The organism is Nocardioides sp. Leaf307, assembly GCF_001423135.1.
Classification (GTDB): domain Bacteria; phylum Actinomycetota; class Actinomycetes; order Propionibacteriales; family Nocardioidaceae; genus Nocardioides; species Nocardioides kribbensis.
Genome location: NZ_LMNY01000001.1, coordinates 1400341 through 1426553 on the forward strand (window position 1 = coordinate 1400341; position 26213 = coordinate 1426553).

General features: G+C 73.5%; 30 protein-coding genes. 15 read left to right on the forward strand and 15 right to left on the reverse strand.

The window, feature by feature from the left end; translation table 11 throughout:
* Positions 1-3: 3 nt before the first annotated feature.
* Complete coding sequence (locus tag ASF50_RS06360) at positions 4-546, reverse strand: DoxX family membrane protein (RefSeq protein ID WP_082500223.1); 543 nt, start codon at positions 544-546, stop codon at positions 4-6.
* Between the two features lie 85 nt (positions 547-631).
* Between ASF50_RS06360 and ASF50_RS06365 the strand changes: the two genes are divergently transcribed.
* The 4 genes from ASF50_RS06365 (at position 632) to rsrA (ending at position 3155) form a co-directional block, all read left to right on the forward strand.
* Complete coding sequence (locus ASF50_RS06365) at positions 632-1405, forward strand: SOS response-associated peptidase (protein WP_056903823.1); 774 nt, start codon at positions 632-634, stop codon at positions 1403-1405.
* Positions 1406-1412: 7 nt separating this feature from the next.
* Positions 1413-2048 (forward strand): alpha/beta family hydrolase, encoded by a 636-nt coding sequence (locus ASF50_RS06370; RefSeq protein ID WP_056903824.1) that lies wholly within the window; start codon positions 1413-1415, stop codon positions 2046-2048.
* A 172-nt stretch (positions 2049-2220) separates the two neighbouring features.
* Entirely contained in the window at positions 2221-2862 is a 642-nt protein-coding gene (locus ASF50_RS06375; RefSeq protein WP_056903825.1) for a sigma-70 family RNA polymerase sigma factor, read from the forward strand.
* On the forward strand, positions 2859-3155 hold the full coding sequence (gene rsrA, locus ASF50_RS06380; protein WP_056903826.1) for a mycothiol system anti-sigma-R factor: 297 nt from the start codon (positions 2859-2861) through the stop codon (positions 3153-3155). Before ASF50_RS06375 ends, rsrA begins: the two co-directional genes overlap by 4 nt.
* 37 nt (positions 3156-3192) lie before the next feature.
* On the opposite strand, the gene ASF50_RS06385 is transcribed toward rsrA, so the two are convergent.
* The 6 genes from ASF50_RS06385 to ASF50_RS06405 form a co-directional block, all read right to left on the reverse strand.
* Positions 3193-4611, reverse strand: coding sequence for an amidase family protein (locus ASF50_RS06385; protein WP_056903827.1), 1419 nt, complete (start codon positions 4609-4611; stop codon positions 3193-3195).
* Positions 4612-4688: 77 nt separating this feature from the next.
* A complete protein-coding gene (locus ASF50_RS20045; protein WP_369759046.1) occupies positions 4689-4763 on the reverse strand; it encodes a 50S ribosomal protein bL37 in 75 nt (24 codons plus the stop codon).
* A gap of 90 nt (positions 4764-4853) precedes the next feature.
* Entirely contained in the window at positions 4854-5240 is a 387-nt protein-coding gene (locus ASF50_RS06390; protein ID WP_056903828.1) for a thioesterase family protein, read from the reverse strand.
* On the reverse strand, positions 5240-5755 hold the full coding sequence (locus tag ASF50_RS06395; protein WP_082502822.1) for a GNAT family N-acetyltransferase: 516 nt from the start codon (positions 5753-5755) through the stop codon (positions 5240-5242). Before ASF50_RS06395 ends, ASF50_RS06390 begins: the two co-directional genes overlap by 1 nt.
* Positions 5756-7459: an acetolactate synthase gene (locus tag ASF50_RS06400; RefSeq protein WP_056903829.1), complete on the reverse strand. Its 1704-nt coding sequence runs from the start codon at positions 7457-7459 to the stop codon at positions 5756-5758. It lies immediately after the preceding gene.
* Positions 7460-7491: 32 nt separating this feature from the next.
* Positions 7492-8334 carry a DUF2785 domain-containing protein gene (locus ASF50_RS06405; protein ID WP_056864090.1) on the reverse strand — a complete coding sequence of 281 codons (843 nt, stop codon included), beginning with the start codon at positions 8332-8334 and terminating at the stop codon, positions 7492-7494.
* Positions 8335-8544: 210 nt separating this feature from the next.
* Between ASF50_RS06405 and ASF50_RS06410 the strand changes: the two genes are divergently transcribed.
* Complete coding sequence (locus ASF50_RS06410; protein ID WP_056864091.1) at positions 8545-10071, forward strand: PAS domain-containing sensor histidine kinase; 1527 nt, start codon at positions 8545-8547, stop codon at positions 10069-10071.
* 35 nt (positions 10072-10106) lie between these two features.
* Here ASF50_RS06410 and ASF50_RS06415 read toward each other — a convergent pair whose 3' ends face one another.
* Positions 10107-10358, reverse strand: coding sequence for a WhiB family transcriptional regulator (locus ASF50_RS06415; protein ID WP_027863177.1), 252 nt, complete (start codon positions 10356-10358; stop codon positions 10107-10109).
* 211 nt (positions 10359-10569) lie between these two features.
* Between ASF50_RS06415 and ASF50_RS06420 the strand changes: the two genes are divergently transcribed.
* A complete protein-coding gene (locus ASF50_RS06420) occupies positions 10570-10953 on the forward strand; it encodes a hypothetical protein (RefSeq protein WP_056864092.1) in 384 nt (127 codons plus the stop codon).
* A gap of 39 nt (positions 10954-10992) precedes the next feature.
* On the opposite strand, the gene ASF50_RS06425 is transcribed toward ASF50_RS06420, so the two are convergent.
* From ASF50_RS06425 to sodN, 3 genes are all read right to left on the reverse strand, one after another.
* Positions 10993-11829 carry an RNA polymerase sigma factor SigF gene (locus tag ASF50_RS06425; protein ID WP_056903830.1) on the reverse strand — a complete coding sequence of 279 codons (837 nt, stop codon included), beginning with the start codon at positions 11827-11829 and terminating at the stop codon, positions 10993-10995.
* Position 11830: 1 nt separating this feature from the next.
* A complete protein-coding gene (locus tag ASF50_RS06430; RefSeq protein ID WP_056903831.1) occupies positions 11831-12250 on the reverse strand; it encodes an anti-sigma factor in 420 nt (139 codons plus the stop codon).
* A 221-nt stretch (positions 12251-12471) separates the two neighbouring features.
* Entirely contained in the window at positions 12472-12873 is a 402-nt protein-coding gene (gene sodN / locus ASF50_RS06435) for a superoxide dismutase, Ni (protein WP_056864095.1), read from the reverse strand.
* Positions 12874-13003: 130 nt separating this feature from the next.
* Here sodN and ASF50_RS18860 point away from each other — a divergent pair, with 130 nt between their 5' ends.
* From ASF50_RS18860 to ASF50_RS06455, 4 genes are all read left to right on the forward strand, one after another.
* On the forward strand, positions 13004-13369 hold the full coding sequence (locus ASF50_RS18860; RefSeq protein WP_268778353.1) for a S24/S26 family peptidase: 366 nt from the start codon (positions 13004-13006) through the stop codon (positions 13367-13369).
* 156 nt (positions 13370-13525) lie between these two features.
* The gene (locus ASF50_RS06445) at positions 13526-14761 is read left to right on the forward strand and encodes an NADP-dependent malic enzyme (RefSeq protein ID WP_056864096.1); all 1236 of its coding nucleotides are present in this window, start codon (positions 13526-13528) and stop codon (positions 14759-14761) included.
* Positions 14762-14807: 46 nt separating this feature from the next.
* On the forward strand, positions 14808-15776 hold the full coding sequence (locus tag ASF50_RS06450; protein WP_056864097.1) for a zinc-binding dehydrogenase: 969 nt from the start codon (positions 14808-14810) through the stop codon (positions 15774-15776).
* Positions 15776-16462: an SDR family oxidoreductase gene (locus tag ASF50_RS06455; RefSeq protein WP_056903832.1), complete on the forward strand. Its 687-nt coding sequence runs from the start codon at positions 15776-15778 to the stop codon at positions 16460-16462. The genes ASF50_RS06450 and ASF50_RS06455 overlap by 1 nt, the downstream gene beginning before the upstream one ends.
* A 46-nt stretch (positions 16463-16508) precedes the next feature.
* Here ASF50_RS06455 and ASF50_RS06460 read toward each other — a convergent pair whose 3' ends face one another.
* Complete coding sequence (locus tag ASF50_RS06460) at positions 16509-17141, reverse strand: TetR family transcriptional regulator (protein WP_056864099.1); 633 nt, start codon at positions 17139-17141, stop codon at positions 16509-16511.
* A gap of 218 nt (positions 17142-17359) precedes the next feature.
* Between ASF50_RS06460 and ASF50_RS06465 the strand changes: the two genes are divergently transcribed.
* The 3 genes from ASF50_RS06465 to ASF50_RS06475 are packed head-to-tail and all read left to right on the forward strand — an operon-like array spanning position 17360 to position 19924.
* The gene (locus ASF50_RS06465) at positions 17360-18451 is read left to right on the forward strand and encodes a flavin reductase family protein (protein WP_056903833.1); all 1092 of its coding nucleotides are present in this window, start codon (positions 17360-17362) and stop codon (positions 18449-18451) included.
* 14 nt (positions 18452-18465) lie between these two features.
* Entirely contained in the window at positions 18466-19659 is a 1194-nt protein-coding gene (locus ASF50_RS06470; RefSeq protein ID WP_082502826.1) for a fatty acid desaturase family protein, read from the forward strand.
* A 25-nt stretch (positions 19660-19684) separates the two neighbouring features.
* Complete coding sequence (locus ASF50_RS06475) at positions 19685-19924, forward strand: hypothetical protein (RefSeq protein ID WP_235557570.1); 240 nt, start codon at positions 19685-19687, stop codon at positions 19922-19924.
* A 67-nt stretch (positions 19925-19991) separates the two neighbouring features.
* Here the strand turns inward: ASF50_RS06475 and ASF50_RS19430 are convergent, their stop codons facing one another.
* A complete protein-coding gene (locus ASF50_RS19430) occupies positions 19992-20168 on the reverse strand; it encodes a DUF6104 family protein (RefSeq protein ID WP_165699040.1) in 177 nt (58 codons plus the stop codon).
* Between the two features lies 1 nt (position 20169).
* Complete coding sequence (locus ASF50_RS06480; protein ID WP_056903835.1) at positions 20170-23958, reverse strand: multifunctional oxoglutarate decarboxylase/oxoglutarate dehydrogenase thiamine pyrophosphate-binding subunit/dihydrolipoyllysine-residue succinyltransferase subunit; 3789 nt, start codon at positions 23956-23958, stop codon at positions 20170-20172.
* Between the two features lie 191 nt (positions 23959-24149).
* On the opposite strand from ASF50_RS06480, the gene ASF50_RS06485 reads away from it, so the two are divergent.
* Both ASF50_RS06485 and ASF50_RS06490 read left to right on the forward strand, forming a co-directional pair.
* A complete protein-coding gene (locus ASF50_RS06485; protein WP_056903836.1) occupies positions 24150-24857 on the forward strand; it encodes a hypothetical protein in 708 nt (235 codons plus the stop codon).
* Positions 24854-25798 carry an LCP family protein gene (locus ASF50_RS06490; protein ID WP_082502828.1) on the forward strand — a complete coding sequence of 315 codons (945 nt, stop codon included), beginning with the start codon at positions 24854-24856 and terminating at the stop codon, positions 25796-25798. The genes ASF50_RS06485 and ASF50_RS06490 overlap by 4 nt, the downstream gene beginning before the upstream one ends.
* A gap of 15 nt (positions 25799-25813) precedes the next feature.
* Here ASF50_RS06490 and ASF50_RS06495 read toward each other — a convergent pair whose 3' ends face one another.
* A complete protein-coding gene (locus ASF50_RS06495) occupies positions 25814-26209 on the reverse strand; it encodes an ATP-binding protein (RefSeq protein WP_056864104.1) in 396 nt (131 codons plus the stop codon).
* Positions 26210-26213: the final 4 nt, after the last annotated feature.

The window sequence follows — 26213 nt, forward strand, 5'->3', positions numbered from 1 at the left end:
CGGTCAGGAGACCTTCGCCTTGGCCACGCGGGCCTCCTGGCGCGCCGCGGTCGCGATCAGCTTGGCCTGGTGCTTGGCCTCGCGGCGGGTGTCCTTGGCCACGCGGCGCGCGCGGTAGGCCACGCCGGGCTGGCCGTCGGTGTCGCCGGCGGCGATGATCAGGCCGCCGATGAGCGAGAGGTTCTTGAAGAACTGCAGCGTGTGGGTCTGCTTGGCGGCCGGGTCGGTCTCGGTCCAGAAGGCGTGACCGGCGATGGTGGTCGGCACCAGGGAGGCCGCGAGGACGCCGGCGCCCAGGCGGGGGGCGCGACCGGTGGCGAGGGCGAGCGCGGCGCCGATCTGCACGCCGGCGTTGAGCTTGACCAGGGTCGCGGTGTCGGTGGGGATGGGAGCGCCGGGCACGGCCTTGCGCACGGCGGGCACGACCCGGTCGGTCACGCGGGCCGCCTTGGGGGCCAGGGCGGAGGAGTTGCGCAGCGCGGTCTGGGCGCCGTAGACGACACCGGCGGCGAGGAGGGGACGGGCGATCAGTCGGCTCAGGCTCATGGGCCCTTCCTACCGCACCGTCGCCGCCCACGTCCTCACCCCGAGGGTGGCGGCCGGAGCCGGGGGAGTGCCTACAGTGAGCCCCATGTGCGGCAGGTACGCGTCGAGTCGACGCCCCGAGGACCTGGTCGACGAGTTCGAGGTCGCCGACGCCCTGCTGGCCGCGCCCCTCGACCCCGACTGGAACGTCGCGCCCACCAAGGAGGTCTACGCCGTGCTCGAGCGCCCGGCGAAGGAGGACCGCCCGCAGGTGCGCCAGCTGCGCGCGCTGCGCTGGGGGCTGGTGCCGTCGTGGGCCAAGGACCCCGCCATCGGCAACCGCATGATCAACGCACGCATGGAGACCGTGGCCGAGAAGCCCGCCTACCGCCGCGCCTTCGCCGCGCGTCGCTGCCTGCTGCCCGCCGACGGCTACTACGAGTGGTACGCCACCCGTGCGACGTCGCCCGCGGGGAAGGCGCGCAAGCAGCCCTTCTTCATCCGCCCCCGTGACGGCTCGGTGCTCGCCATGGCGGGTCTCTACGAGATCTGGCGCGACCCCGACCGGGCCGACGACGACCCCGAGCGCTTCCGCTGGACCTGCACCGTGCTGACCACCGCGGCCGAGGACGCCCTGGGCCACATCCACGACCGGATGCCCCTGATGGTGCCGCGGGAGCGGCGCGACGCCTGGCTCGACCCCTCCGGTGGCGGTGCGGGTGACCCGCGCGACCTGCTCGTGCCGGCCGCCCCGGGCGAGCTCGAGGCGGTCGCCGTCTCGACGCTGGTGTCCGACGTGCGCAACAACGGCCCCGAGCTGGTGCGACCGCTGCCCCTCGAGGACGTGCCCGACGACCTGCGCGAGCAGGACGGCCGGTGACGCGTCGGTGACGAGGACCGAGCGGCGGATCGCGACCCCGCACGGCGAGGCCAGGCTGGTCACCGACCGCGCCCGCAAGCCCCGCGCGAGCCTGCTGCTCAGCCACGGCGCGGGCGCGGGCATCGACACCTGGGACCTCGAGCTGCTGGCCGACCGGCTGCCGCGACGAGGCTTCACCGTCGTGCGGCTCGAGCAGCCCTGGAAGGTCGCGGGCCGCCGGATCGCCACGCCGCCCCCGACGCTCGACGAGGGGCTGGTCGCGGGGGCCGACGCCCTGCGCGGACGCGTGCCCCTGCTCGTTGGCGGCCGCTCGGCCGGGGCGCGCTCGGCGGCACGCTGCGCCCGGGGCCTGGGCGCGGTGGGGGTGCTGGCGCTGTCGTTCCCGCTGCACCCGCCCGGTCGCCCCGAGCGCTCGCGCCTGCCGGAGCTGCGCGGGGCCCGGCTGCCGTTGCTGGTCGTGCAGGGCGAGCGCGACCCGATGGGCCGCCCCGAGGAGCTGCCCCCCGACGTCGAGACCGTCGTGGTGCCCGGTGGTGACCACGGACTGAAGGTGCCGGCCCGCGCGGCGCTGGACCAGGAGGAGGCGGGTGAGCTGGTCGTCGACGAGGTCGTGGCCTGGCTGGGCAGGGTCGTGCGGGGCTGAGCCTCCCCGCGGCCGCCGCGAGGCGGCCCCGCGGGTGGAACCGAGCGTCGGCAGGGGGAATGGGCGGCAGGGGCGGGGCGTTCCACCCGACGTGATCGCACTTCTGGAACCTCCCGCCACGCGGCCGTCCCGCGACCCGCGGCCTACCGCCGAGGGCCTAGTCTGGGACGCGATGACCGACACCTTCGAGAGCCCGGCCGATGCGCCGGTCGACCTCGCCACCGAGACCGAGACCGAGCGTTCCGCGCGCTTCGAGCGCGACGCCCTGCCCTTCCTCGACCAGCTCTACTCGGCCGCGATGCGCATGACGCGCAACCCCGCCGACGCCGAGGACCTGGTGCAGGAGACCTTCGCCAAGGCCTACTCCTCCTTCCACCAGTTCAAGCCCGGCACCAACCTCAAGGCCTGGCTCTACCGCATCCTCACCAACACCTTCATCAACACCTACCGCAAGAAGCAGCGCCAGCCGCAGCAGTCGATGTCGGAGGACGTCGAGGACTGGCAGCTGGCCCGTGCGGAGTCGCACAGCTCCACCGGGCTGAAGTCGGCCGAGACCGAGGCGCTGGAGCACCTGCCCGACTCGCAGGTCAAGGACGCCCTGCAGCGCCTGCCCGAGGAGTTCCGCCTCGCGGTCTACCTCGCCGACGTGGAGGGCTTCGCCTACAAGGAGATCGCCGAGATCATGGAGACGCCGATCGGCACCGTGATGTCGCGACTGCACCGCGGCCGTCGCCAGCTGCGCGACATGCTCACCGACTACGCCCGCTCGCGCGACCTCACCGCAGCGGCTCGCCTCGAGGGGGAGAAGGCATGACGCAGGAGCACGCCGGGCACGACCACGCCGGCCCCGAGGAGGTGTCGGCCAGCGACTGCGCCGACTACCTCGAGCAGATCGTCTACTTCATCGACAACGAGCTCGACGCCGCCGACTGCGCCGCCGTGCAGGTGCACCTCGACACGTGCAACCCGTGCCTGGAGAAGTACGACCTCCAGCGCACCGTGAAGCAGATCGTGGCCCGCTCCTGCTCGGAGTCGGCGCCCGACGAGCTGCGTCAGCGCGTGATGCTGCGCGTGCGCGAGGTCCAGCTGCGACTCAGCGGGTCCTGAGCCACCTGCCCCACCGGCCCGAGGGCCGTCGACCGGCTCACACCCAGGGCGCGTACGCCGGCTCCGGCAGCGGACCGCTCGCGCGGTCGCGCGCGGCCTCGTAGCCCGCGCCCACCTCCAGCAGCGTCCGCTCGCTGCCGGCGGTGCCCCAGAAGGACACCGCGACGGGCAGGCCGGCCGCCAGCTCGGTCGGCACGGTGAGCAGCGGGTAGCCCGCGATCGCCGTCGGCCCGCTGCACGAGCCGGGGAAGACCTCGGGGTTGACCAGGTCGATCGGGCCGGCCGGGGCGTAGGACGGCGTCACCAGCGCATCGAGGCGGTGCTCGCCCAGCACGTGGTCGATGCCCTCGGTGCGGGTCGCCAGCAGGTTGCGCCCGCGGGCGGCGCGGTGCTCCGCGCCACCGACCTGCGGCGCCTCGAGCGCCCGCTCGAGCAGCGACTGGCCGAAGTGCGCCAGCTCCGTGCCGGCGTGGGCGGTGTTGAACGCCACGAGCTCGGCCAGGCTGCGGGGCACGTCGCCCTCGCGGGTGGCGAGGTAGGCCTCGACGCCTTGCCGGAACTCCGCGAGCAGCACGAGCAGCTCGTCGGCGCCCACCTGCTCGCTGCGGGCGTCGAGCCCGCTCAGGTCGGTGCCGTCGACGATCTCCGCGCCCTCCGCGGCCAGCAGCGCCACCGCGCGCTCCGCGGCGGCGTCGGCGTGGGGGGAGTAGCCCCAGTAGGTCGCGCGCGGCACGCCGATCCGCTTGCCGGCGAGCCGGCCCGGCACCGCGTGGGCGGCGTGCGGGTCGCGCGTGGTCGCGCTGAGCACGTCGAGCAGGGCCGCGGCCTGGGCCACCGTGCGGGTCAGGGGGCCGGGGGAGTCCTGGGAGGCGGCGATCGGCACCACCCCGCGCGTGGGCACCGCACCGACGGTGGGCTTGAGGCCGACGCAGCCGTTGAAGGCCGCCGGGCAGGTGATCGACCCGTCGGTCTCGGTGCCGACGGCGAAGTCGGCCAGGCCGGCCGCCACGGCCGCTCCGCTGCCGGAGCTCGACCCGCCGGCCGACCGGTTGAGGGCGTGGGGGTTGCGCGTCAGGCCGCCGTACGCGCTCCAGCCGGAGGTGGACGACTCGTCGCGGAAGTTGGCCCACTCCGAGAGGTTGGTCTTGCCGAGCACGACCATGCCGGCCGCGCGCAGCCGCTCGACCAGGTCGGCGTCGCGGCGCGGCGGTGGCGCGTCGGCGAGCGCCAGCGAGCCGGCCGTGGTGGGCAGGTCGTGGGTGTCGACGTTGTCCTTCACCAGCACCGCCTGCCCGTGCAGGGGCCCGCGCGAGCGGCCCTCGGCGGCCTCGGCGTCGAGGCGGGCCGCCTGCGCGAGGGCCTCGGGGTGGGGGGTGCAGACGGCGCGGACGAGGTGGTCGACCTCGGCGGCCTGCGCGAGCAGGCGCTCGACGCCGGCCTGGGAGGAGTGGTCCATGCCGCGATCCTGCCGGACCCCGAGAAGCAACGAACCCCCGGCCGGAGGCTCGGGGGTCCAGTGCACGGTGCCTGCGCTCAGGCGTTGGGGCGCTTGCCGTGGTTCGCGCCCTTCTTCTTGCGAGCGCGGCGCTTGCGGCCGGTCTTGCCCATGGTGTTCTCCTCGTCGAATCGGTGGCGACCCGTCGAAGGGCCAGGAGGCAGTCTCTCAAATCGTGCGGCGCCGGGGAAATCGGGTCCGGGTCACAGCCTGGACAGGAAGCGCTCCGGGTCGACCACGACCCGCGTCACCTCGCCCGAGGCGAGGACCTTACCGACGGGCACGCCGTCGGGACCCAGGTGACGCGCCGAGACGGCGAGGCGGTGCAGTCGCCCGTCGGCGTAGGCCGAGGTCGCGCTGACCCGCACCCGGCGACCCACCGCCGAGGCGGCCAGGTGCTCCAGCGACACCCGGGTCCCGACGCTGGTCGACCCGGGCGCGAGCACCGGCTCGAGAGCCGCGCACGTGGCGGCCTCGCACCACGCCAGCAGGCGGGGCGTGGCGAGCACGGGCAGCGAGCCCGACCCCAGCGAGGCGGCGGTGTCGTCCTCACCGACGGTGAAGTCGAGCTCGGCGTGCAGGGTGGTCATCAGGGCTCCAGTCGGTAGGCGATGAGGTCGACCTCGGGCAGCGGGCGCCAATCGCGCCCGGGGTCGCGCACGAAGCCCAGGGTCTCGTAGAGCCGGTGCGCGGTCGTCATCGCGGTGAGGCTGGAGATGACCACGGCCCCTGCGCCGAGCTCGCGGGCCCGGTCGACGGCGTGACGCACCAGCGCCCGCCCGACCCCGCTGCCGCGGGCGGCCGGGTCCACGGCCAGCATCCGGAACTCCCCCTCGCCGTCGCGGGCCACCTCGCGCCACGGTGAGCCGGGCGGGCACACGGTGACCGACCCCAGCACGCGCCCGGCCGGCCCGACGGCCACCCAGAGCTCGGCCTCACGGTGCCGCGGGCCGGCGTCGCCCAGCCGCGCGACGTAGGGGTCGTCCGGCCCCCGCGTGAAGGGGGCGTACGCCGCGAGCGTCACCTCGCCGACGGCCGGCAGGTCCTCGTCGCGGGCCCGCCGCAGCGCCCAGTGCGGCCCGGGCCCCGCCGCGTGGCCGGCCACTCAGATGCCGAAGGTCGCGCGCGGGTAGGCCGCGTCGACGTCGGTGATCACGTTGACCAGGTAGGGCACGCCGGAGGCGAAGGCCCGGTCGAGCGCCGGCCCGATCTGACGCGGGTCGGTGACCCGCTCACCGGCGCCGCCGAGGGCGCGCACGACCTCGTCGTACCTGGTCTGCGGGGCGAGGTCGGCGGCCACGTCGTAGCCGTAGAGCATCTGCATCGGGCCCTTCTCCAGCCCCCACGCGGAGTTGTTGCCCATGACCATCACGACCGGCAGCCCGTGGCGCACCAGCGTGTCGACGTCCATCAGCGAGAAGCCGGCCGCGCCGTCGCCGAGCAGCAGCACGACCTGGGCCGAGGGCCGGGCGATCCGTGCCGCGATCGCGGCGCCCAGCCCGGCGCCCAGGCAGCCGTAGGGCCCGGGGTCGAGCCACCCACCGGGGCGCTGCGGCTCGACGAACTTGCCGGCGAAGCTCACGAAGTCGCCGCCGTCGCCGATCACGACGGCGTCGTCGGCCAGACGCGGCACGAGCTCGCCGTAGACGCGGGCGGGGTGGATGGGGTCGGCCTCGGCGCCGAGGAGGGCCCGGTCGCGCTCCGTGGCGCCGCGCACGGTGTCCTGCAGCCCGCCCACCCAGGCGCTGCGGTCGGGGCGGTCGTGGCGCTCGAGCGCCGCGAGCAGCCCGTCGAGCACCGAGGTCAGGTCGCCCGAGACCGACGCGGCGAGGTCGGCGTGGGTGGAGACCTGCCCGGCGGAGTCGGCGACGTGCACGACCCGGGCCGGGCTGGCGCCGTCCTTGCCGCCGAAGACGCCGTAGCCGAGACGGAAGTCCAGCGGGGTGCCCACGACGACCACGAGGTCGGCGCCGCCGAGCGCGGCGCCGCGGGCCTTGGTCACCAGCAGCGGGTGCCCCCCGGGCACGAGCCCGCGGCCCATGCCGTTGGTGATGGCGGGCAGGCCCGCCTCCTCGACCAGCCGCAGGGCCGCCACCTCGGCACGGTCGGCCCACACGTCGGTGCCGAGCACGAGCACGGGGCGCTCGCTGGCGGCCAGCAGGGCCGCGATCCGGTCGATCGCGTCGGTGTCGGGAGCCTCGCCCCGGCCCGCACCGACCGTGGGCAGGGAGCCCGACGCGGAGGCGAAGAACTCGTCCATCGGCACGTCGACGAAGACCGGGCCGCGGTGGCTGGACCCCGCCGCGCTGAAGGCCTCGTGCATGCCGCCGAGCACGTCGCCCGCGGTGGGCAAGGTGCGCGCCAGCTTCGAGACCGACGCGACGATCGGCGGCTGGTCCAGCTCCTGGAGGCTGCCGCTGCCCCACCGGTTCTGCGGGGCCCGGCCACCGACGACCACCATGGGGGAGCCGGCGAACTGCGCCTGGGCGATGGCGCTCACGCCGTTGGTGACGCCGGGCCCGGCCGTCAGCACCGCCAGGCCGGGCACCCGGGTGAGCTTGCCCGTGGCCTCGGCCGCGAAGGCCGCGGTCTGCTCGTGGCGCACGTCGAGCAGGCGCATCGGCGGGTCGGCCTTCACGGCCCCGTCGTACATGGGGAAGACGTGCGCGCCCGAGAGCGTGAACATCGTCTCGACGCCGTGGGCTCGGGCCACCGCCACGGCGAGCTGGCCGGCGTGGCCCTCGAGGTGGCCCTCCGGGTGCGCGTCGGGGCTCGCGGGCTGCTGCGGGTCGGGTGTGGTCTGCGTCATGCCCGCAGGTTACCCACGGGTCACCCGGGCCGTCAGTCGCGCAGGAAGTGCGGGTTGCTGGCCCGCAGCGCCTCGACGACCACCAGCAGCAGGTCGGAGCGGACCGCCGGCGGGCGCGGGCCCAGCGCGAGCTGGAGGTAGAGGGCGCGGAGGAAGGCCTCGGCGTTGCCGCCGCGCAGGAAGGGGTCCTGCTCGCCGTGCACGGCGCGCTCCCCGGCGGCCGACGCGAGGCGGTTGATCCAGGGCTCGAGGATGCTCAGCGGCACGACGTCGCGGCGCAGCACGCACAGGGTGGTGTGGGCCAGGCGGTCCTCCTCGCCGTGCGCGAAGAGCGCGTCGACGGGCATGAGCACCCGGTCGGCCACGACGTCGAGCACGACGGTCAGCTCGGCCTTGCCGATGTGGGGGGAGGCGGCGAGCGCTCCGAGGGCGTCGGCGCCGTGGGCCACCGCGTGGGCCCATCCCTTGCCCGGCACGAATCCGCGCAGGTCGCGCTCGCGCAGCAGCCAGGTCGCGATCCGGTCGCCCCAGTCGAGCACCTTGCCGCCGGAGACCAGTGGTCGCTCGTTGTCGCGGGCGATGCACTCGGCGAGCACCAGCACCGAGAAGCTGCGGCGGAAGACCGAGTCGGTGCCGACCTCGCCCAGCCCGGTGGTCAGCCCGGCGGCCATGCCGTCGCCGAGACCGGCCAGGAGGTCGTCGTAGACGCCCCGCTCGACCCAGGTCGCCAGCGTCGGGTAGGCCGTGCCGTCGCGGGTCTCGGGGTCGGTGTCGCCGAGCATGCGGGTGAGCTCCGCGGTCAGGTCGTCGAGGGGGCGGTCCGACGGCACCGCGAGGCCGTCGGCGTGCACCTGTCTCCAATACGCGCCCGACATGGCCGTCATCCTGCCAAACTCCCCGGGGTCCGCGCACGGTCGGGGGAGGGCCCGACCGGTCGGTCCGGCGGGCCCGCGGGGAGGGGCGGGCCCGGTGGGTTCCCGGTGCGGGCCAGGTGTGCACGGGCTCACGGCGCGACCGCGTGCCCGCCCGTCGGACGTCGGGGCCGACGGTGCGCCCACCCCTGCCGCTCGCCGTAGGCTCGGCGGGTGCCGTCGATGAGCGAGCTGGTCCGAAGCCACACCGACCTGGGACCCGACGACGTCGCGTGGCTCCAGCTGCTCCAGGCCGACTGGCAGATCATCGCCGACCTGTCCTTCGCCGACCTCGTGCTGTGGCTGCCCGACCGCGAGGGCAGCGGGTTCTGGGCGGTGGGGCAGATGCGGCCCACCACCGGCCCGACGTCCTACGTCGACGACGTCGTGGGCACCTTCGTGCCCCGCGGGCGACGCCCCCTCCTCGACGCGGCGTACGCCGAGCAGCGCCTGGTGCGCGAGGGCGACCCGGAGTGGCGCGACGACGTGCCGGTGCGCGTGGAGAGCATCCCGGTGCGCCGCGAGGGCCGCGTGATCGCGGTGGTCACGCGCAACACCAACCTGCTCGGCGTGCGCACCCCCAGCCGCCTGGAGCTGTCCTACCTGCAGACCGCGGCCGACCTGACCCAGATGATCGCGGGCGGCTGGTTCCCCGCGCAGGGCCAGCGCAGCGATCACGCCGACTCACCGCGCGTGGGCGACGGCTTCCTGCGCGTCGACGCCCAGGGCCACGTCGTCTACGCCAGCCCCAACGCGCTGTCGGTCTTCCGCCGTCTCGGTCTCTCCGGCGACCTGGCCGGGCTCGCGCTGCCCGACCTGGTGCGCGAGCTGGTGCCGTCGCGGCGCCGCCCCGACGAGGAGACCCTCAGCGCGGTGATGGGCGGCCGCACGCACCGCGACACCGAGTTCGGCACCGACGAGGTCACGCTGATCGCACGCGCCATCCCGCTGCGGCCCCAGGGCACCCGGATCGGTGCCCTCGTGCTGGTGCGCGACGTCAGCGACCTGCGCCGCCGCGACCGTGAGCTGGTGACCAAGGACGCCACCATCCGCGAGATCCACCACCGCGTGAAGAACAACCTGCAGACCGTCGCCGCCCTGCTGCGCCTCCAGGCCCGCCGGATCGGCTCCCAGGACGCCAAGGCCGCTCTGGAGGAGGCCGTGCGGCGGGTCGGGACCATCGCGATCGTCCACGAGACGCTCAGCCAGGCCGTGGAGGAGACGGTGCTCTTCGACGAGATCGCCGACCGGCTCTGCGCCATGGTGACCGACGTGAGCGCGGTCGGCAGCAGGGTGAGGGTGCGGCGCACGGGCAGCTTCGGCGAGCTGACCTCGGAGTCGGCGACCGCGCTGGCCATGGTGCTGACCGAGCTGTTGCAGAACGCGGTGGAGCACGGCTACGAGGTGCCCGACGAGCACCCCGCCGGGCTCCGCTCGACCGAGGAGATCCTCGCCGGCGGGCTGCTGGGCGAGGTCAGCGTGGGGGTGCACCGTGCCGCGGGCCGGCTGCACCTGGTCGTGGACGACGACGGCCGCGGCCTGCCCGACGGCTTCGACCTCGAGGGATCGACCAACCTGGGTCTCTCCATCGTGCGCACGCTCGTGGAGTCGGAGCTCGGTGGTCGGCTCGAGATGGGGCCGGTGCCCTCGCACCACGGCACCCGTGCCGTGGTCGACGTCCCCCTCGACCCGCTGACCTGACCGGCCCTGCGGCGGTGCCGTGGTCAGGCGGTGGGTCAGGCGGTGCGGACGCGGGCCCGGGCGTTGCGGCGCTTCAGCGCACGACGCTCGTCCTCGCTCAGACCGCCCCACACGCCGTGGTCCTGGCCGGCCTCGAGGGCCCAGGCGAGGCACTGCTCGCGCACGTCGCAGCGCCGGCAGACCTGCTTGGCCTCCTCGATCTGCAGGATGGCAGGGCCGGTGTTGCCGATCGGGAAGAACAGCTCCGGATCCTCGTCGAGACATGCTGAACGGTGACGCCAGTCCATGGCTGGGCGATCCCTCTTTTCCTCAAGCGAAATGTGCAGGCCAGGGGCAACGCAAGCCTGCGGCGGCGCCCGGTGCGATGGCACCACGAAGTGGACTCGGCCACGAGCGCTCCGCACACACTGACAACTTTTGGACCGTTAAACAAGCCAAATCGCTGGTCTCCTGCGTCACAGGCGTCCCGTGTGGAGGGGGCACACTAACCTCGGCGTCGTGACCCGATCCGAGAACCCGCCGCCGCTGGTCGTCGCGGCCTCCCTCGCCGCGGTCGAGGGGCTGGTCCTGCTGCTCCTCGCCGGCGCCCAGCTCGCCGACCTCTCCGAGGGGCGCACCACGATGGGATGGACCGTGGCGGCGTTCTTCGCGCTCTTCGGCGTGGCCGTCATCGCCTGCGCCTGGGCGGTGACGCGGGGGCAGGCCTGGACCCGGGGTCCGATCCTGCTGACCCAGCTGATCGCCCTCGGGCTGGCCTGGAGCTTCCGGGGCACCCAGCTGATCGCGCTGGGCCTGGTCGTCGTGGCCGCCGTCGTGCTGGCCGGCATGCTGCACCCCGCGAGCCTCGAGGCCCTCGCCGACGACCCGATGCGCGAGGACTGAGCGGCCCCGGGGGAGGCGCTGTGGGGGCGCGGAGAGGGCTCAGTCCTGCTCCTGCAGCGAGCGCCGCAGGTGCTCCAGGGTGCGGTTGAGCAGCCGGGAGACGTGCATCTGCGAGACGCCGATCTCCTCGGCGATCTGCGACTGGGTCATGTTGCGGAAGAAGCGCAGCAGCAGGATCTTCTTCTCGCGCGCGTCGAGCTGGTCGAGCAGCGGCTTGATCGACTCGCGGATCTCGACGTGCTCGAGGCCCGCGTCCTCGATGCCGATGGCGTCGAGCATCGTGGCGGCCCCGTCGTCGGAGTCGTCGCTGGCGTCGAGGGAGAGGGTGGAGTAGGCGTTGCTGGACTCGATGCCCTCCACGATCTCCTCCACCGTGCACCCGATGCACTCGGCGAGCTCGCGGGCCGTGGGGGAGCGGCCGAGGGTCTGGGTCAGCTCGGCGGTCGCGGAGCCGATCTGCATGCGCAGCTCCTGGAGCCGCCGCGGCACCCGGATCGCCCAGCCCTTGTCGCGGAAGTAGCGCTTGATCTCGCCGATGATCGTCGGCGTGGCGTAGGTCGAGAACTCCACGCCCCGGTCGGAGTCGAAGCGGTCGATGGACTTGATGAGCCCGATCGTGCCCACCTGCACCAGGTCCTCGAACGGCTCGCCGCGGTTGCGGAAGCGCCGTGCGCAGTGCTCGACGAGCGGCAGGTGCAGGTGCACCAGGGCGTCGCGCGCGCTCTCGCGACCGGCCTCGCTGCCCTGCTGGTCGTGGAAGGCCAGGAACAGCTCGGCGCTGCGCCGGCGGGTGAGCTCGACGCCCGCGCGCCGGGCGTCGGTCGCCTCGCTCGCCGCGCTGGGGGCGGGGTCGTCGTCCGGGAGGGGGTGGTCCATCTCAGAGGCCGGCTCCCAGGTGCGTGGAGCGCAGCGTGAGCGCGACGGCGAGCTCGCCCTCGGCGATCCGCACCCCGACCTCGGAGGCCAGCGTGTCGAGCACCTGCCAGGCGAAGCTGTCACGGTCGGGCTCGCCGGCGTCGGCGGCGCCCACGGACACCGACACCGTCAGCTCGGCGGGGCGCAGGTAGAAGCGTCCGACCAGGTCGGCCCCGGCGTCGGCCTCGGGCAGCACCAGCGCGCACGCCTCGCCCACCGCGATGCGCAGGTCCTCGATGTCGTCGATGGTGAAGTCGAGGCGCGCGGCCAGCGACGCCGTCGTCGTGCGGAGCACCGACACGTAGGCGCCGTCCGCGGGCAGCCGCAGCTCGACGTCGGAGCGGTCGCGGATCGGGTCGATCGTCGGACCGTGCTGGGACATGGGGCCGTCCTTCGTGGCAGGTGCGGAGGAAGTGGTCGAACTCTAGGTGACGCGGTGGCTCCCCGGGTGGGAGGCCGTCCGGTGCTCGGCTGGTGCTCGGCTGCGCCCCATGTGTGCCGCCTGGAACGCCAGCGAGGCCGGTCCCGGGGGTCTACCCCGGGACCGGCCTCGACAAACGGTCGGCGGCGCCCGCCGCGGCGGCGGCGCGCCGGCTGCGTCGCTCAGGCCTTCTTGGTCTCCCAGAAGATCTCGGCGATCTCGTCGATCTTGGCCAGCAGCTGGTCGGCCACGTCGGCGTCGAGGGCGCCCTTGGCGCCGGAGGCACCGGCGAGCTTGGTGGCCTCGTTGACCAGCACGTGCAGCTGCGGGTACTTCTCGAAGTGCGGGGGCTTGAAGTAGTCGGTCCACAGCACCCACAGGTGGTGCTTGACCAGCTCGGCGCGCTGCTCCTTGATCAGGATGGCGCGGGTGCGGAAGTCGGGGTCGTCGTTGTCGGCGACCTTGGCGATGATGCCCTTGATCGACTCGGCCTCGATGCGGGCCTGCGCGGGGTCGTAGACGCCGCAGGGCAGGTCGCAGTGGGCGGAGACCTCGACGGTGGGTGCGAACAGTCGCGCGAACATGCGGTTCCTCTCGTGGTCCTTCAGGGGTCTGCTGAGCTCGGCTGCGACACTACTCCGCGTGTCGCGTCCCGCACGAGGTGTCTCCCCCTCGAGCCACCCCATCGGGTGGCTGGCTCGTGCCCGCGGCGGGTTGCACGGCCCGGGCCGCCCCGGGTGGGCCCTGGTGCGCGGGGCGTCGATGGCGCCCACGCTGCGCGGGGGCGACCGGCTGCTGGTGCTGCACGGCGCGCGGGTCGTGCCGGGGCGGGTGGTGGTCGCCCGGCTGCCCGACGGCACGCTGGCGGTCAAGCGCGCCGTGGAGCGGCGTACGACGGCCGGCGGCTCGCCCGGCTGGTGGCTGCTCAGCGACGACCCGTCGGTGGGCGTCGACTCCCGGCACCGCGGGCCCGTCGCCGAGGACCAGGTGCTGGCCGTGGCGCTGTGCCGCGTCTGGCCGCGTCCCTGCCTGCTCAGGGCGGGCGCAGGGCCGGGCACGGCTGCCTCGCGGGCGCTGTGACGTAGAGCATTGCGGACGCCGGCGTCCTGTATCCGTGCGCTGTGCCAGACTGGCGGGACAGCCCTCCGGGCGTCACGGCTCCGCGGCAACCCCTCGCGTCGAGCAGTGGTCCCGGGCACGATCCGGCCCATCCGACTCGTCCTGGAAAGTCCTGTGATGACTGCTTCTCCCACGTCTCCTGCCACCACCGCCGGCCCTGCGGGCCACGGCCCGTCGGCCTCGCCGTCGCACCCGCGGGCCGGAGACCCCGTCTTCGACCTGCACCTCGGCGGCAAGATGTCCATCCAGTCCTCCGTGGCCCTGGCCGGCGCGGAGGAGCTGTCGCTGGCCTACACCCCCGGCGTGGCCCTGGTCTGCGAGGCGATCGCGGCCGACCCGTCGCTCACGCAGCACTACACCTGGGTGCCCAACACGGTCGCGGTCGTCACCGACGGCACCGCCGTGCTCGGCCTGGGCGACATCGGGCCGGCCGCCGCCATGCCGGTGATGGAGGGCAAGGCGGTGCTGTTCAAGCAGTTCGGCGGCGTCGACGCGGTGCCGATCTGCCTCGACACCACCGACACCGAGGAGATCATCGAGACCGTGGCCCGGCTGGCGCCGAGCTTCGGCGGGGTCAACCTCGAGGACATCTCGGCGCCCCGCTGCTTCGAGATCGAGGACCGGCTCAAGGAGATGCTCGACATCCCGGTCTTCCACGACGACCAGCACGGCACCGCCGTGGTGGCGCTCGCCGCCCTGACCAACGCCCTCACGCTCACCGGCCGCGACCCGGGCAGCACCCGGGTGGTCATCTCCGGCGCGGGGGCGGCGGGTGTGGCGGTGGCCAAGATCCTGCTCGAGGCCGGCATCACCGACCTCGCCGTGACCGACCGCAAGGGCGTCATCCACTCCTCGCGCGGCGACCTCACCGCGGTCAAGCGCTCGCTGGCCGAGCTCACCGCAGACGTCACGGGCCGCACCGGCTCGCTGGCCGACGTGCTCGACGGCGCCGACGTCTACATCGGCGTCTCCGGCGGCACGGTGCCCGAGGAGCACGTCGCCACGATGGCGCCCGACGCCATCGTCTTCGGTCTGGCCAACCCCACGCCCGAGGTGCACCCCGAGGTGGCCCGGCGCCACGCGCGCGTCGTGGCCACCGGACGCTCCGACTTCCCCAACCAGATCAACAACGTGCTGGCCTTCCCCGGCATCTTCCGCGGCGCCTTCGACGCCCACGCCACGGCCATCACCGAGGGCATGAAGCTGGCCGCGGCCCGCGCGCTCGCCGACCTGGTGGGCGAGGCGCTGACCGAGGAGTACGTCATCCCCTCGCCGTTCGACCCGCGCGTCGGCCCGGCCGTCTCCGCCGCGGTCGCGGCCGCCGCCCGGCAGGACGGCGTCGCTCGCCGCTGAGACGGCGTGCCCCGCCCGTCCAGCCACTCCCCGTTAGGTTGTCCCCATGTTCGCCGTCTACGCCGACCGCTTCTCCTCCGACGACCCGCTCTCCGCCCTGACGGTGGGGGAGCGGCCCGACCCCGAGGCCCCCGACGGGTGGACGACGGTGACGGTCAAGGCCGCCTCGCTCAACCACCACGACGTCTGGTCCCTGCGCGGGGTGGGCCTGCGTGAGGAGGCCCTGCCGATGATCCTGGGCTGCGACGCGGCCGGACTCGACGAGGACGGCAACGAGGTCGTGGTGCACGCCGTCGTCAGCGACCCCGCGTGGCGCGGCGACGAGACCCTCGACCCGCGCCGCTCGCTGCTCTCCGAGCGGCACCAGGGCACCTTCGCCGACAAGGTCGTCGTGCCCCGTGCCAACGTCGTGGCCAAGCCCGCCTCGATGTCCTTCGAGGAGGCCGCCTGCCTGCCCACCGCGTGGCTCACCGCCTACCGCATGCTCTTCACCCGCGGCGGCCTCGTGGCCGGTGACACCGTGCTGGTGCAGGGCGCGGGCGGCGGCGTCGCCACCGCGGTCATCACCCTCGCCCGGGCTGCGGGCCTCAAGGTGCTGGCCACCAGCCGCGACGAGGGCAAGCGGGCCCGTGCGCTGGAGATCGGCGCCCACGAGGTCTTCGAGTCCGGGGCGCGCCTCCCGGTCAAGGTCGACGCCGTGATGGAGACCGTCGGCAAGGCCACCTGGGCCCACTCGGTGCGGGCCCTCAAGCCGGGCGGGCGCATCGTGGTCTCGGGCACGACGTCGGGGGCCGACCTCGACGACGCCGAGCTCACGCGGATCTTCTTCCTCCAGCTCAGCGTGGTCGGCTCGACGATGGGCACCCGCGACGAGCTCGCGTCCCTGGTCTCGCTGCTCGACGCCACCGGCACGCGCCCGCTGATCGACCGGGTGCTGCCCATGGAGCAGGCCGCCGACGGCTTCGCCGCGATGGCCGGCGGCGACGTCTTCGGCAAGATCGTCTTCACCCGCTGATGGCTCGCACCCACCTGCTCACGGGCGCCGGGGCGGGCATCGGCGCCGAGCTGGCCCGGCGCCTGCGCGCGCGTGGCGACGACCTGGTGCTCGTGGCACGCTCCGAGGCGAGGGCCGAGGAGCTCGGTGTCGAGCACCCGGGCGCGTCGGTGCTGGTGGCCGACCTCGCCGACGCCGCCGCCCTCGAGCGGCTGCAGGGCCGCCTGCCCGCCCGGCTCGACTCCGTCGTGCACGCGGCCGGCGTGGTGGAGCTCGGTGCCGTCGCCGACCTGACGGCCTCGGCGTGGACCGAGCAGCTGGCGGTCAACCTGGTGGCCCCGGCGGTCCTGACCCGCCTCGCGCTGCCGGCGCTGCGCGAGGCGCGCGGCACGATCGTGCTGGTCAACTCCGGTGCCGGGCTGTTCGCCCACCCGCAGTGGTCGGCCTACGCCGCCTCCAAGCACGGCCTGAAGGCCCTCGCCGACGCGCTGCGCGCCGAGGAGGCGCAGCACGGTGTGCGGGTCACCTCGCTGTTCCCGGGACGCACCGCCACCGCGATGCAGGAGAAGGTGCACGCCCAGGAGGGCAAGGACTACGACGCCTCGCGCTGGATCGACCCCGTCACGGTGGCCGAGGCCGTGGTGGGCGTGCTCGACCTCCCGCAGGACGCCACGCTGACCGAGCTGGTGCTCAAGCCCCGAGCCTGAGCCCCGGCCCCGAGCCCCGGGCCGGCCGCTGCGGTCGCGGGACCCCTCAGGGCCGGGACGTCCAGTTGAGCGCGCCCACCAGCACCATCCGCAGCTGCGTGCGGGCGTTCTCGACGACGAGCTTCTCGGCGCCCGGGCGACCCACGGCGTGGAGGGTGTTCTCGGCGAAGGCGACCATGGCCGTGACGATGAGACCCGACAGCACGCGCAGGTCCTCGGTCGACCAGCGGTCGGTGCCGGGCAGCCGGGCGAGGTCGGTGGCCAGCTCGCGCTCGCACAGCTCGATCTCGTGGCGGATCGCCTCGCGCACCAGCGGCGGCCCTGCGGTCCGCTCTCGGGCGATGAAGGCGAAGTGGGAGCGCTGGCGGTGCACGTGCTCGTCGAGGATCCCGATGGAGTCGTCGACGATGTCCATCCAGCCCGGTGCCCCGCCCTCGCGTCCCTGCCGCACGTCGCGCAGCATGGCGCGCAGCGACTCGAAGGACTCGTCCACGAGGGCCATGCCGAGGTCCTCGATGGAGTCGAAGTGGCGGTAGAAGCCGGTCGGCACGATGCCGACCTGCTTCGACACCTGGCGCAGCGAGAGCGCGACCAGGCTGCTCTCCTCGAGCAGCGCCAGTGCGGCGTCGAGGATGGCGCGTCGCGTGCGCTCCTTGCGCTCGCCGCGGGTCTCGGTCATCCCTCGATCCTAGGCCACCCTCGCAGCGTGCTCCGACCTCGCGCGCCCCGGACCCCTGGGGCCCGTCCGGGAGCACATGTGTGCACCGTCACGCGAGTGGCGCACGACCGCCAGGACGGGGTGGGCGGCGTCACCCGCCGTTCCGGTTGACCTCGCGGCGCCGACCCCGGAGACTTTGAGTGAACATTCGTTCACCCAATCTGACGGGAGCAACTCCGATGAGCATCACGGGCTCCATCCTCCGGTCCCGCGCCGTCGCCGCCCTCACCTCGCCCCACGGCGTCGACCGCTTCCTGGAGCAGGTCAACCCGATGTGGGCGGCCCACGAGGTGCGCGCCCGCGTCGTCGAGGTCCGTCGCGAGACCGACGGCGAGCACCCGGTCGCCACGATCGTGCTCCAGCCGACGAGCACGTGGCGCGGACACCGTGCGGGCCAGTACGTCCAGGTGGGCGTCGACCTGCCCGGAGGTCGGCGCACGACCCGCTGCTTCTCGGTGTCCTCGCCCGCGTCGGCGCCGGGGGAGCGGATCTCGCTCACGGTGCGCTCGCACGCGGAGGGCGTGGTCTCGAGGTTCCTGGTCGAGCAGGCCCGCCCGGGCCTCACGGTCCACCTGGGCCAGGCCGAGGGCGACTTCGTCATGCACGAGAGCCCGGCGACGCCGACCAACAACCACCTGCTCTTCATCACCGGCGGGTCGGGCATCACCCCGGCCATGTCGATGGTCCGCACCCTGCTGCGCGACGGCTACGACGGCCGCGCCCACCGCAAGGTGACCTTCCTGCACTACGCCCGCAGCGCCGAGGACCAGATCTTCGCCGCGGAGCTCGCCGAGATCGCTGCGGGAGACAACCACGTGGACGTGCACCTGGTGCACGAGACCGACGGCGGCCGCTTCTCCGAGGCCGCCCTGCGTGAGCTGGTGCCGGCCTTCCAGGACACCGACACGTGGGCCTGCGGCCCGGCCGGCATGATCGAGCTGGTCCAGGCGGCGTACGCCGGGAGCCCCCGGCTGCGCGTGGAGTACTTCAAGCCCCCCATGACCGCCTCGGGCACGGCCGAGGGCGAGGTCTCCTTCGCCCGGTCGGGCCAGCAGGCCGCCAACACCGGTGCCTCGCTGCTGGAGCAGGCCGAGGCGCTCGGCCTGCGGCCCGAGTTCGGCTGCCGCATGGGCATCTGCTTCTCCTGCACCTCCCGCAAGACCGAGGGCACCGTGCGCAACGTCGTCACCGGTGCCGAGTCCTCGCTGCCCGACGAGGACATCCAGATCTGTGTCTCCGCCCCCGTCGGCGACTGCGTCGTCGACCTCTGAGGAAGGACCGCACCATGACCGCCACCCTGAACGAGACCACCGTGACCACCGCGACCACGAGCGGAGCGAGCGCCGCCCGCGCCGAGCGCCCCGTCGTGCCCGGCGACGCCGCGTTCCACCGCCTCACCGCGGCCCAGCTCAAGGACTTCGGCGACGAGATGGACGCCATCCGCCAGCGCGTGCTGGCCTCGCTGGGCGACGAGGACCGTGACTACATCCACCGCGTCGTGAAGGTGCAGCGGGGCTTCGAGGTCGCCGGGCGCGCGCTGTTCTACGTGCCGCCGGCGTGGCCGCTGGCCGTGGCCGCGCTCAGCGTGTCGAAGATCCTCGACAACATGGAGATCGGCCACAACGTCATGCACGGGCAGTACGACTGGATGAACGAGCCCGGCCTGAGCTCGCGCATGTACGAGTGGGACAACGTGTGCCCCAGCGACCAGTGGAAGTACTCGCACAACTACATCCACCACACCTACACCAACATCCTGGGCAAGGACCGTGACATCGGCTACGGCATCCTGCGCATGGACGACGACCAGAAGTGGCACCCCTACTACCTGGGCAACCCGGTCTACGCGGCGCTGCTCATGGTCTTCTTCGAGTGGGGCGTGGCCATGCACGACCTCGAGGTCGAGAACCTCGTGGCCGGCAAGCGCACGCTGGAGGAGAACAAGAAGATCTACCCCGGCCTGATGCGCAAGGTCCGCAACCAGGCGCTGAAGGACTACCTGCTCTTCCCGGCCCTCACCGGCCCCCTCTTCCCGATGACGCTGGCCGGCAACGCCGTGGCCAACCTGGTGCGCAACGTGTGGGCCTTCAACATCATCTTCTGCGGGCACTTCCCGGCCGGGGTGGCGACCTTCTCCGAGGAGGAGTGCGAGGACGAGTCGCGTGGTCACTGGTACTACCGCCAGCTGCTGGGCTCGGCCAACATCACCGGCGGCAGGCTCTTCCACGTGATGACCGGCAACCTGTCGCACCAGATCGAGCACCACCTCTTCCCCGACATCCCCGCCCGCCGCTACCCCGAGATCGCCGAGGACGTGCGCGAGATCTGCGAGCGCTACGGGATCGACTACAACACCGGGCCGCTCGGGCGCCAGCTGGGCAGCGTGGCCAAGAAGATCTGCCGCTACGCCCTGCCCGACTCCCCGTCCGACCTCAAGGCCCTGGTGCCCGGCTTCCTGCGCCGCCGCCTGGCCGCCTGAGGCTCCTCGGGTCAGACTAGGGAGCATGACCGGGCCCATGAAGGACCAGCTGAGCAAGAGCGAGATCCGCAAGGACGCCCTCCAGGGCGCCGTGGAGGCGACCGCGACGACCGTCGGTGAGGTGGCGACCATCCTCACCGGCGCCGTCAAGGACGTCGCCGGTGCCCTGGGCGGGCTCGCCACCGAGGTCTTCGAGCTGCGCGACGCCGCTCGCCGTGCCTCGGCGGAGCACGTCGAGCCCCTCCCCGAGGTCGACGAGCGGTAGTCCGGCACCCGTCCTCACGACGAAGGGGCCCGATCCGTCACCGGATCGGGCCCCTTCGTCGTGCCGCTCAGTCGTCGGGGTCGTCGAGACGGGCCAGCCAGGTGGAGAACCGCTCGACGGCGGTCTCGAACTCCGGGTGGGTGTCGGTGAACTCCTGGAGCCGCTCGGCCAGCCACGCCAGGGTGACCTCCTCGTCCCCCCGGCGTCGCTCGAGCTCCTCGATCCCGCGGTCGGTGAAGTACATGTCAGGCGAACGCGCGGTCGAGCAGGTCCTTCTGCTCGGCCATGTGGCGCTTGACGGTGCCGACCGACGGCGAGGACGACTCCGCCCGCGTGACGGCCTCCACCTGGGCGTCGACGCCCGGCCACACGTTGAGGGCGTAGTGGGGCCACGGGCCGTTGTTGAGCGGCTCGTCCTGCACCCACCGGACCTGCTTGAGGCGGGGGAACCGGGCGATCTCGGCCCGGATCTCCTCCTCGGGGCGCGGGTAGAGCTGCTCCACGCGGGCGATCGCGAAGCGCTCGGCGCCCTCGCGCTTGGCCCGGTCGACCATGAGGTCCCACGTGACACGGCCCGAGCACAGCAGCAGCGTGTCGACCTTCTCGGCGTCGGCCTCGGCGTCGGGGATGAAGGGCCGGAAGGACCCCTCGGTGAACTCCTCGGGCCGCGAGGCGGCCTCCTTGCGCTTGAGCATCGACTTCGGCGTGAAGACGATGAGCGGGCGGTGGGTCGAGCCCAGCGAGTGCTGCCGCAGCAGGTGGAAGTACGACGCGGGCGTCGAGGGCTGGGCGACGACGAAGGCCTCGTCGGCGGCCATGGTGAGGAAGCGCTCGATGCGCGCCGAGGAGTGGTCGGGTCCCTGTCCCTCGTAGCCGTGGGGGAGCAGGAGCACGACGCCCGACTCCTGGCGCCACTTGGTCTTGCCCGAGCTGATGAACTCGTCGATGACGGTCTGCGCCCCGTTGACGAAGTCGCCGAACTGCGCCTCCCACAGCACCAGCGCCTCGGGGCGGGCCACGGAGTAGCCGTACTCGAAGCCGAGCGCGGCGTACTCGCTGAGCAGCGAGTCGTAGAGGTAGAAGCGGGCCTGGTCCTCGGTGAGGTTGGCCAGGGGCGTCCACTCGTTGGCGTTGACCCGGTCGATGATCGTGCCGAAGCGCGACACGAACGTGCCGCGGCGCGAGTCCTGGCCGGCCAGGCGGACCGGACGGCCCTCCATGAGGAGCGAGCCGAAGGCGAGGATCTCGCCGGTGCCCCAGTCGATGGGGCCCTCGGTGATGGCCTTGGCCCGGCGCTGGAGCTGGGGCATGACCTTCGGGTGGACCGTGAAGCCGTCGGGCGGGGTGACGTAGGCGTCGGAGATCCGCTTGAGCACCTCGAGGGTGACCGCGGTCTGGGTCTCGCCGGCGGGCTTGTCCGGGTAGTCCGGCACGGTGGTCCACTCCGAGGGCTGGCCGGTGGCCTCGCGCACCTCGGTGAACACGCGCTCCAGCTGCTGCTGGTAGTCGCGCAGGACCTGCTCGGCCTCCTCGATCGTGATGTCGCCACGACCGATGAGCGACTCGGTGTAGAGCTTGCGCACCGAGCGCTTCTGCTCGATCAGGTCGTACATCAGCGGCTGGGTGTAGGACGGGTCGTCGCCCTCGTTGTGGCCGCGGCGGCGGTAGCACACCAGGTCGATGACGACGTCCTTGTTGAAGGCCTGGCGGTACTCGAAGGCCAGTCGGGCGACGCGGATGCACGCCTCGGGGTCGTCGCCGTTGACGTGGAAGATCGGCGCCTGGACCATCCGGGCCACGTCGGTGCAGTAGAGCGAGGAGCGCGAGGAGCCCGGCGAGGTGGTGAAGCCGACCTGGTTGTTGACGACCAGGTGGATCGTGCCGCCGGTGCGGTAGCCGCGCAGCTGGGACAGGTTGAGCGTCTCCGCCACCACGCCCTGACCCGCGAACGCCGCGTCGCCGTGCACCAGCAGGGGCAGCACGGGGTAGGCCGCGCCCTGGTCGAGCACGTCCTGCTTGGCGCGCGCGATGCCCTCGAGCACCGGGTCGACCGCCTCGAGGTGGGAGGGGTTGGCGGCGACGGAGACCTTGATCTTCTCCCCGGTGCCGGACTCGAACTCGCCCTCGGCGCCGAGGTGGTACTTCACGTCGCCGGAGCCCTGGACCGTGCGCGGGTCGATGTTGCCCTCGAACTCGCGGAAGATCTGGGAGTAGTTCTTGCCCACGATGTTGGCCAGCACGTTGAGCCGGCCGCGGTGGGCCATGCCGATGGCGACCTCGTCGAGGCCCGACTCGGCCGCGGCCTCGCAGATCTCGTCGAGCACGGGCACCGTGGTCTCGCCGCCCTCGAGGCTGAAGCGCTTCTGCCCGACGAACTTGGTCTGCAGGAAGGTCTCGAAGGCCTCGGCCTGGTTGAGCTTGAGCAGGATGCGCAGCTGCTCCTCGCGCGGCGGCTTGGTGTGGGGCACCTCGACGCGCTCCTGGATCCAGCGGCGCTGCTCGGGGTCCATGATGTGCATGTACTCGATGCCGGTGGTGCGGCAGTAGGAGTCACGCAGGATCCCCAGGATCTGGCGCAGCTTCATGAAGCGACGGCCCGAGCCACCGAAGGAGCCGGTCGCGAACTCGCGGTCGAGGTCCCACAGGGTCAGCCCGTGCGACTCGACCTCGAGGTCGGGGTGGCTGCGCTGGCGGTACTCCAGCGGGTCGGTGTCGGCCATCATGTGGCCGCGCACCCGGTAGGCGTGGATCAGCTCGAGGATGCGCGCCTGCTTGGAGATCTCGTCGTCGTGCGACGTGGAGATGTCCTTGCTCCAGCGGATCGGCTCGTAGGGGATGCGCAGCGACCGGAAGATCTCGTCGTAGAAGTCGTTGCCGCCCAGCAGGAGGGCGTGCACGCGCTTGAGGAACTCGCCCGACTGCGCGCCCTGGATGACGCGGTGGTCGTAGGTCGAGGTCAGCGTCATGACCTTGCTGATCCCGTTGCGGCTGATGGCCTCGTCGGAGGCGCCCTGCCACTCCGGGGGGAGCTCCATGGCCCCGACGCCGATGATGGCGCCCTGGCCCTTCATCAGGCGCGGCACGGAGTGGCTGGTGCCGATGCCGCCGGGGTTGGTCAGCGAGATGGACGTGCCCTGGAAGTCGGCGACGGTGAGCTTGGCGTCGCGCGCCTTGGCGACGATGTCCTCGTAGGCGGTCCAGAAGCCGGCGAAGTCCATGGTCTCGGCGGCCTTGATGGCCGGCACGAGCAGCTGACGGCTGCCGTCGGGCTTGGGCACGTCGATGGCCAGGCCCAGGTTGATGTGGGCGGGGGTGATCAGGTTGGGCTTGCCGTCGACGGTGTCGAAGCCGACGTTCATCTCCGGCATCGACTTCACCGCCTGCACCAGGGCGTAGCCGATCAGGTGGGTGAACGACACCTTGCCGCCGCGGGCGCGGGCGAGGTGGTTGTTGATGACGGTGCGGTTGTCCCACAGCAGCTTGACCGGCACGGAGCGCACGGAGGTGGCGGTGGGGACGGTCAGCGACACGTCCATGTTCTGCGCCGTGCGCGCGGGGGCGCCGCGCAGGACGGTGTAGGTGGGCTCGTCCTTGGCCGGCGACGGCTCCGCCGGGCGCGACTCCTTCGGCACCGGGCTGCTGGTGCCCTTCGCGGGCTCGGCGGCCTTGCCGGCCGGCCGCGGCTTGGCGACCGGGGCGGGGGAGTCGGAGCCCTTCGCAGCGGGCTGGGCCGGCGCGGCGGCCGGGGCCTTCGCCGGGGCGGGCGCGGCGGCCTTCTCGGGAGCCTTCGCGGCGGGCTTCTCGGCGGGCGCCTTCGCGGCTGCTGCTCCGTTGCTCGAGCCGTTGCCGTTGCCGAGCACGGCCTCGGCGCCGCCGTTCTTGAAGAACGTCACCCACGTCGCGTCGACGCTCGACGGGTCGGCCTGGTACTGGTCGTACATCTCCTCGACCAGCCACTCGTTGGCGCCGAAGTCCGCAGGCGGCTCCGTGGTGGTGGTGGGGTGTGGAGACTTGTTGCCAGGGGACTGCGGCACGACTTGCTTCGCCTCTTCCGGGAGCGCGCGGGGTGGGTGGTTTTCCGTGGTCCAGGCTAGTCCCCCGACCCGGCAAATGCCGAGGTTGAGGTCACCTTTCGGGCAGGGTGTTAGCCGCACCACACCCGGCCCGGGGTCACTGGACGACGCGCGCCCCGCCACCACGGCGCCCACGAGAGGACGACGACCCGATGATGCCCCTCCCGCCCACGGCCCCCGGCGTGTCGCCGAGGCCGCCCGGGCGCGCGCGCCGAGCGCGGTCCGCACGTCGGGCCGCCGGGGCGCTCGCCCTCGCCCTGCTGCTGACGACGGGGGCCTGCACCGACGAGGCCCCCGACGGCGGTGCGTCGTCGGCCGCCGGTGCGTCGTCGGCCCCGCGAGCCACCGGCCCCGCGTCGGCGCCCGTGGTCGTGCGGACCGGGGAGGTCGTCGGACGACTGCCGGCGGCCCGCCGCGAGGGTGTCGTGCAGCGGGTCGGCCAGGTCGTGGCCGACTGGTACGCCGCGGCCTTCCTCGACGGTCCCTGGCCCCGCTCCGACGTCCGTGACGCCTTCCCCGGCTTCACCGCGGGGGCGCGCGAGGCCGCGCGGGCAGAGCGGGCCCGCACCAGCGCGGCCTCGCTGGGCGAGGGGGTCGACGCGGTCCGTGCCGCGCGGCAGCGGGTCGTGGTGGACCTGCTGGCCCACGGCGGGCGCGTGCGCGGCGCGACCGCACGGGTCCTGCTCGACTACGTGCCGCTGAGCGGCGCCGACGAGCAGGTCGCGCGTCGCGTGCAGGGGCGGCTCTCCCTGACCTGGGACGGTGACGCCTGGCGGGTCTTCGCCTACGACCTGACCCAGGGGCGCCTGGCACGTGAGCCGGCGCGCGAGCCGGCGCGTGAGGGGGAGGGCGCACGATGACGGGCTCGCAGGAGCAGGTCGGGAGGTCGGCCGGCGGGGCCGCGCGACGCGGCTGGCGCCGGGTGGTGCTGGCCGCGGTGCTGGTGCTGGCCGCACTCACGGTGCCCGGCTCGGCGGTGAGCAGCCCGCAGGCGGTGCTCGTGGAGGTGCGGCGCGCCCAGGCGGTCGACCTCACCCCCGATGTCGTGTGGATCCTCGCCGTGGGCTCCGACGCGCGGCCCGGTGAGGACATGACCCGGGTGCGCGGCGACGCTCTCCAGCTCGTGGGTCTCGACACCCGCACCGGCGCCGCCGCGTCGATCGGCGTGCCGCGCGACTCCTACGTGCCGATCCCCGGCTTCGGCTCCGACCGGGTCAACGCCGCGCTGACCTACGGCGGCCCGCAGCTGCTCGCCCGCACGGTGGGCGACCTCGTCGGGATCGAGCCCGACTACGTGATGGTCACCCGCTTCCCCTTCTTCGAGGACATGGTCGACGACATCGGCGGTATCGAGGTGGGCAACCCGCGCGCCTTCTCCGACCCCGACCTCAAGCCCCTCGGCTTCGAGGCGGGCCGCATCCGCCTCGACGGCTACGGCGCGATGGCCTTCGCCCGGATCCGCAAGGGTCTCGCGGGCGGCGACTTCGACCGCTCCGCCAACCAGCAGCGGGTGCTCCGCGGCATCCACGCCGCGATCGCGGAGCGCGCCGACCGGCCGGGCTTCCTCGAGCGCGGTGTCGCGACGGTGCTCCGTCACACCGCCACCGACGCCTCTCCGGTCGAGCTGTTCCGCCTGGCGCAGGCGGTGGCGCAGGTCGACCGGAGCAGGATCACGACGTGCGTCGTGCCGGGCGCCCTGGGTCAGGTCGGAGCGGCCAGCGTCGTGCTGCCCGACGTACCGGTCGCCCGCCGGCTCGGTGACGCCGCCCGTCAGGACGCGACCCTGCCCCGCGGCTGCTGAGCCGGTGGGCCGCGCTCAGCCCAGCTCGATCTCGGCGCGCACCGTGGTGCCGCGCGAGGTGTCGTAGGACCACCGTCGGCTCAGACCGGCGACCATCATCAGCCCGCGCCCGGAGTCGGAGTCGAGGTCGGGCGGTCGCACGACGGGCAGTGAGGCACCCCCGCCGTCGGCCACCGAGATGACGAGGTCCTCGCCGCGGGTCTCCCACGCGACCTCGAGGGCCGGCCTGGCCCCGCCGCGTCCGTGCCGGACGCCGTTGGCGACCAGCTCGCTCACGATGACGCACGCGGTCTGCACGGTCACACGGTTGACCCCGGCGGCCTCGAGCTGGTCACCGAGCCGGTGCCGGGCCTCGGTGACGGAGTCGACGGTGAAGGGCAGGGCGAGCTGCGCCCTGACCGGTGGCCGCACTGGC

Coding starts and splice junctions, on each gene's coding strand:
- ASF50_RS06425 (WP_056903830.1), bottom strand. CDS start 11,829: ATGGACCACCCCCTCCCGGACGACGACCCCGCCCCCAGCGCGGCGAGC.
- ASF50_RS06490 (WP_082502828.1), top strand. CDS start 24,854: ATGACGGGCTCGCAGGAGCAGGTCGGGAGGTCGGCCGGCGGGGCCGCG.
- ASF50_RS06450 (WP_056864097.1), top strand. CDS start 14,808: ATGTTCGCCGTCTACGCCGACCGCTTCTCCTCCGACGACCCGCTCTCC.
- ASF50_RS06405 (WP_056864090.1), bottom strand. CDS start 8,334: ATGTCGGGCGCGTATTGGAGACAGGTGCACGCCGACGGCCTCGCGGTG.
- ASF50_RS06460 (WP_056864099.1), bottom strand. CDS start 17,141: ATGACCGAGACCCGCGGCGAGCGCAAGGAGCGCACGCGACGCGCCATC.
- ASF50_RS06455 (WP_056903832.1), top strand. CDS start 15,776: ATGGCTCGCACCCACCTGCTCACGGGCGCCGGGGCGGGCATCGGCGCC.
- ASF50_RS06470 (WP_082502826.1), top strand. CDS start 18,466: ATGACCGCCACCCTGAACGAGACCACCGTGACCACCGCGACCACGAGC.
- ASF50_RS06390 (WP_056903828.1), bottom strand. CDS start 5,240: ATGACCACCCTGCACGCCGAGCTCGACTTCACCGTCGGTGAGGACGAC.
- ASF50_RS06445 (WP_056864096.1), top strand. CDS start 13,526: ATGACTGCTTCTCCCACGTCTCCTGCCACCACCGCCGGCCCTGCGGGC.
- ASF50_RS06385 (WP_056903827.1), bottom strand. CDS start 4,611: ATGGACCACTCCTCCCAGGCCGGCGTCGAGCGCCTGCTCGCGCAGGCC.
- sodN (WP_056864095.1), bottom strand. CDS start 12,873: ATGTTCGCGCGACTGTTCGCACCCACCGTCGAGGTCTCCGCCCACTGC.
- ASF50_RS06365 (WP_056903823.1), top strand. CDS start 632: ATGTGCGGCAGGTACGCGTCGAGTCGACGCCCCGAGGACCTGGTCGAC.
- ASF50_RS19430 (WP_165699040.1), bottom strand. CDS start 20,168: ATGTACTTCACCGACCGCGGGATCGAGGAGCTCGAGCGACGCCGGGGG.
- ASF50_RS06375 (WP_056903825.1), top strand. CDS start 2,221: ATGACCGACACCTTCGAGAGCCCGGCCGATGCGCCGGTCGACCTCGCC.
- ASF50_RS06465 (WP_056903833.1), top strand. CDS start 17,360: ATGAGCATCACGGGCTCCATCCTCCGGTCCCGCGCCGTCGCCGCCCTC.
- rsrA (WP_056903826.1), top strand. CDS start 2,859: ATGACGCAGGAGCACGCCGGGCACGACCACGCCGGCCCCGAGGAGGTG.
- ASF50_RS06430 (WP_056903831.1), bottom strand. CDS start 12,250: ATGTCCCAGCACGGTCCGACGATCGACCCGATCCGCGACCGCTCCGAC.
- ASF50_RS06475 (WP_235557570.1), top strand. CDS start 19,685: ATGACCGGGCCCATGAAGGACCAGCTGAGCAAGAGCGAGATCCGCAAG.
- ASF50_RS06400 (WP_056903829.1), bottom strand. CDS start 7,459: ATGACGCAGACCACACCCGACCCGCAGCAGCCCGCGAGCCCCGACGCG.
- ASF50_RS06415 (WP_027863177.1), bottom strand. CDS start 10,358: ATGGACTGGCGTCACCGTTCAGCATGTCTCGACGAGGATCCGGAGCTG.
- ASF50_RS06485 (WP_056903836.1), top strand. CDS start 24,150: ATGATGCCCCTCCCGCCCACGGCCCCCGGCGTGTCGCCGAGGCCGCCC.
- ASF50_RS06360 (WP_082500223.1), bottom strand. CDS start 546: ATGAGCCTGAGCCGACTGATCGCCCGTCCCCTCCTCGCCGCCGGTGTC.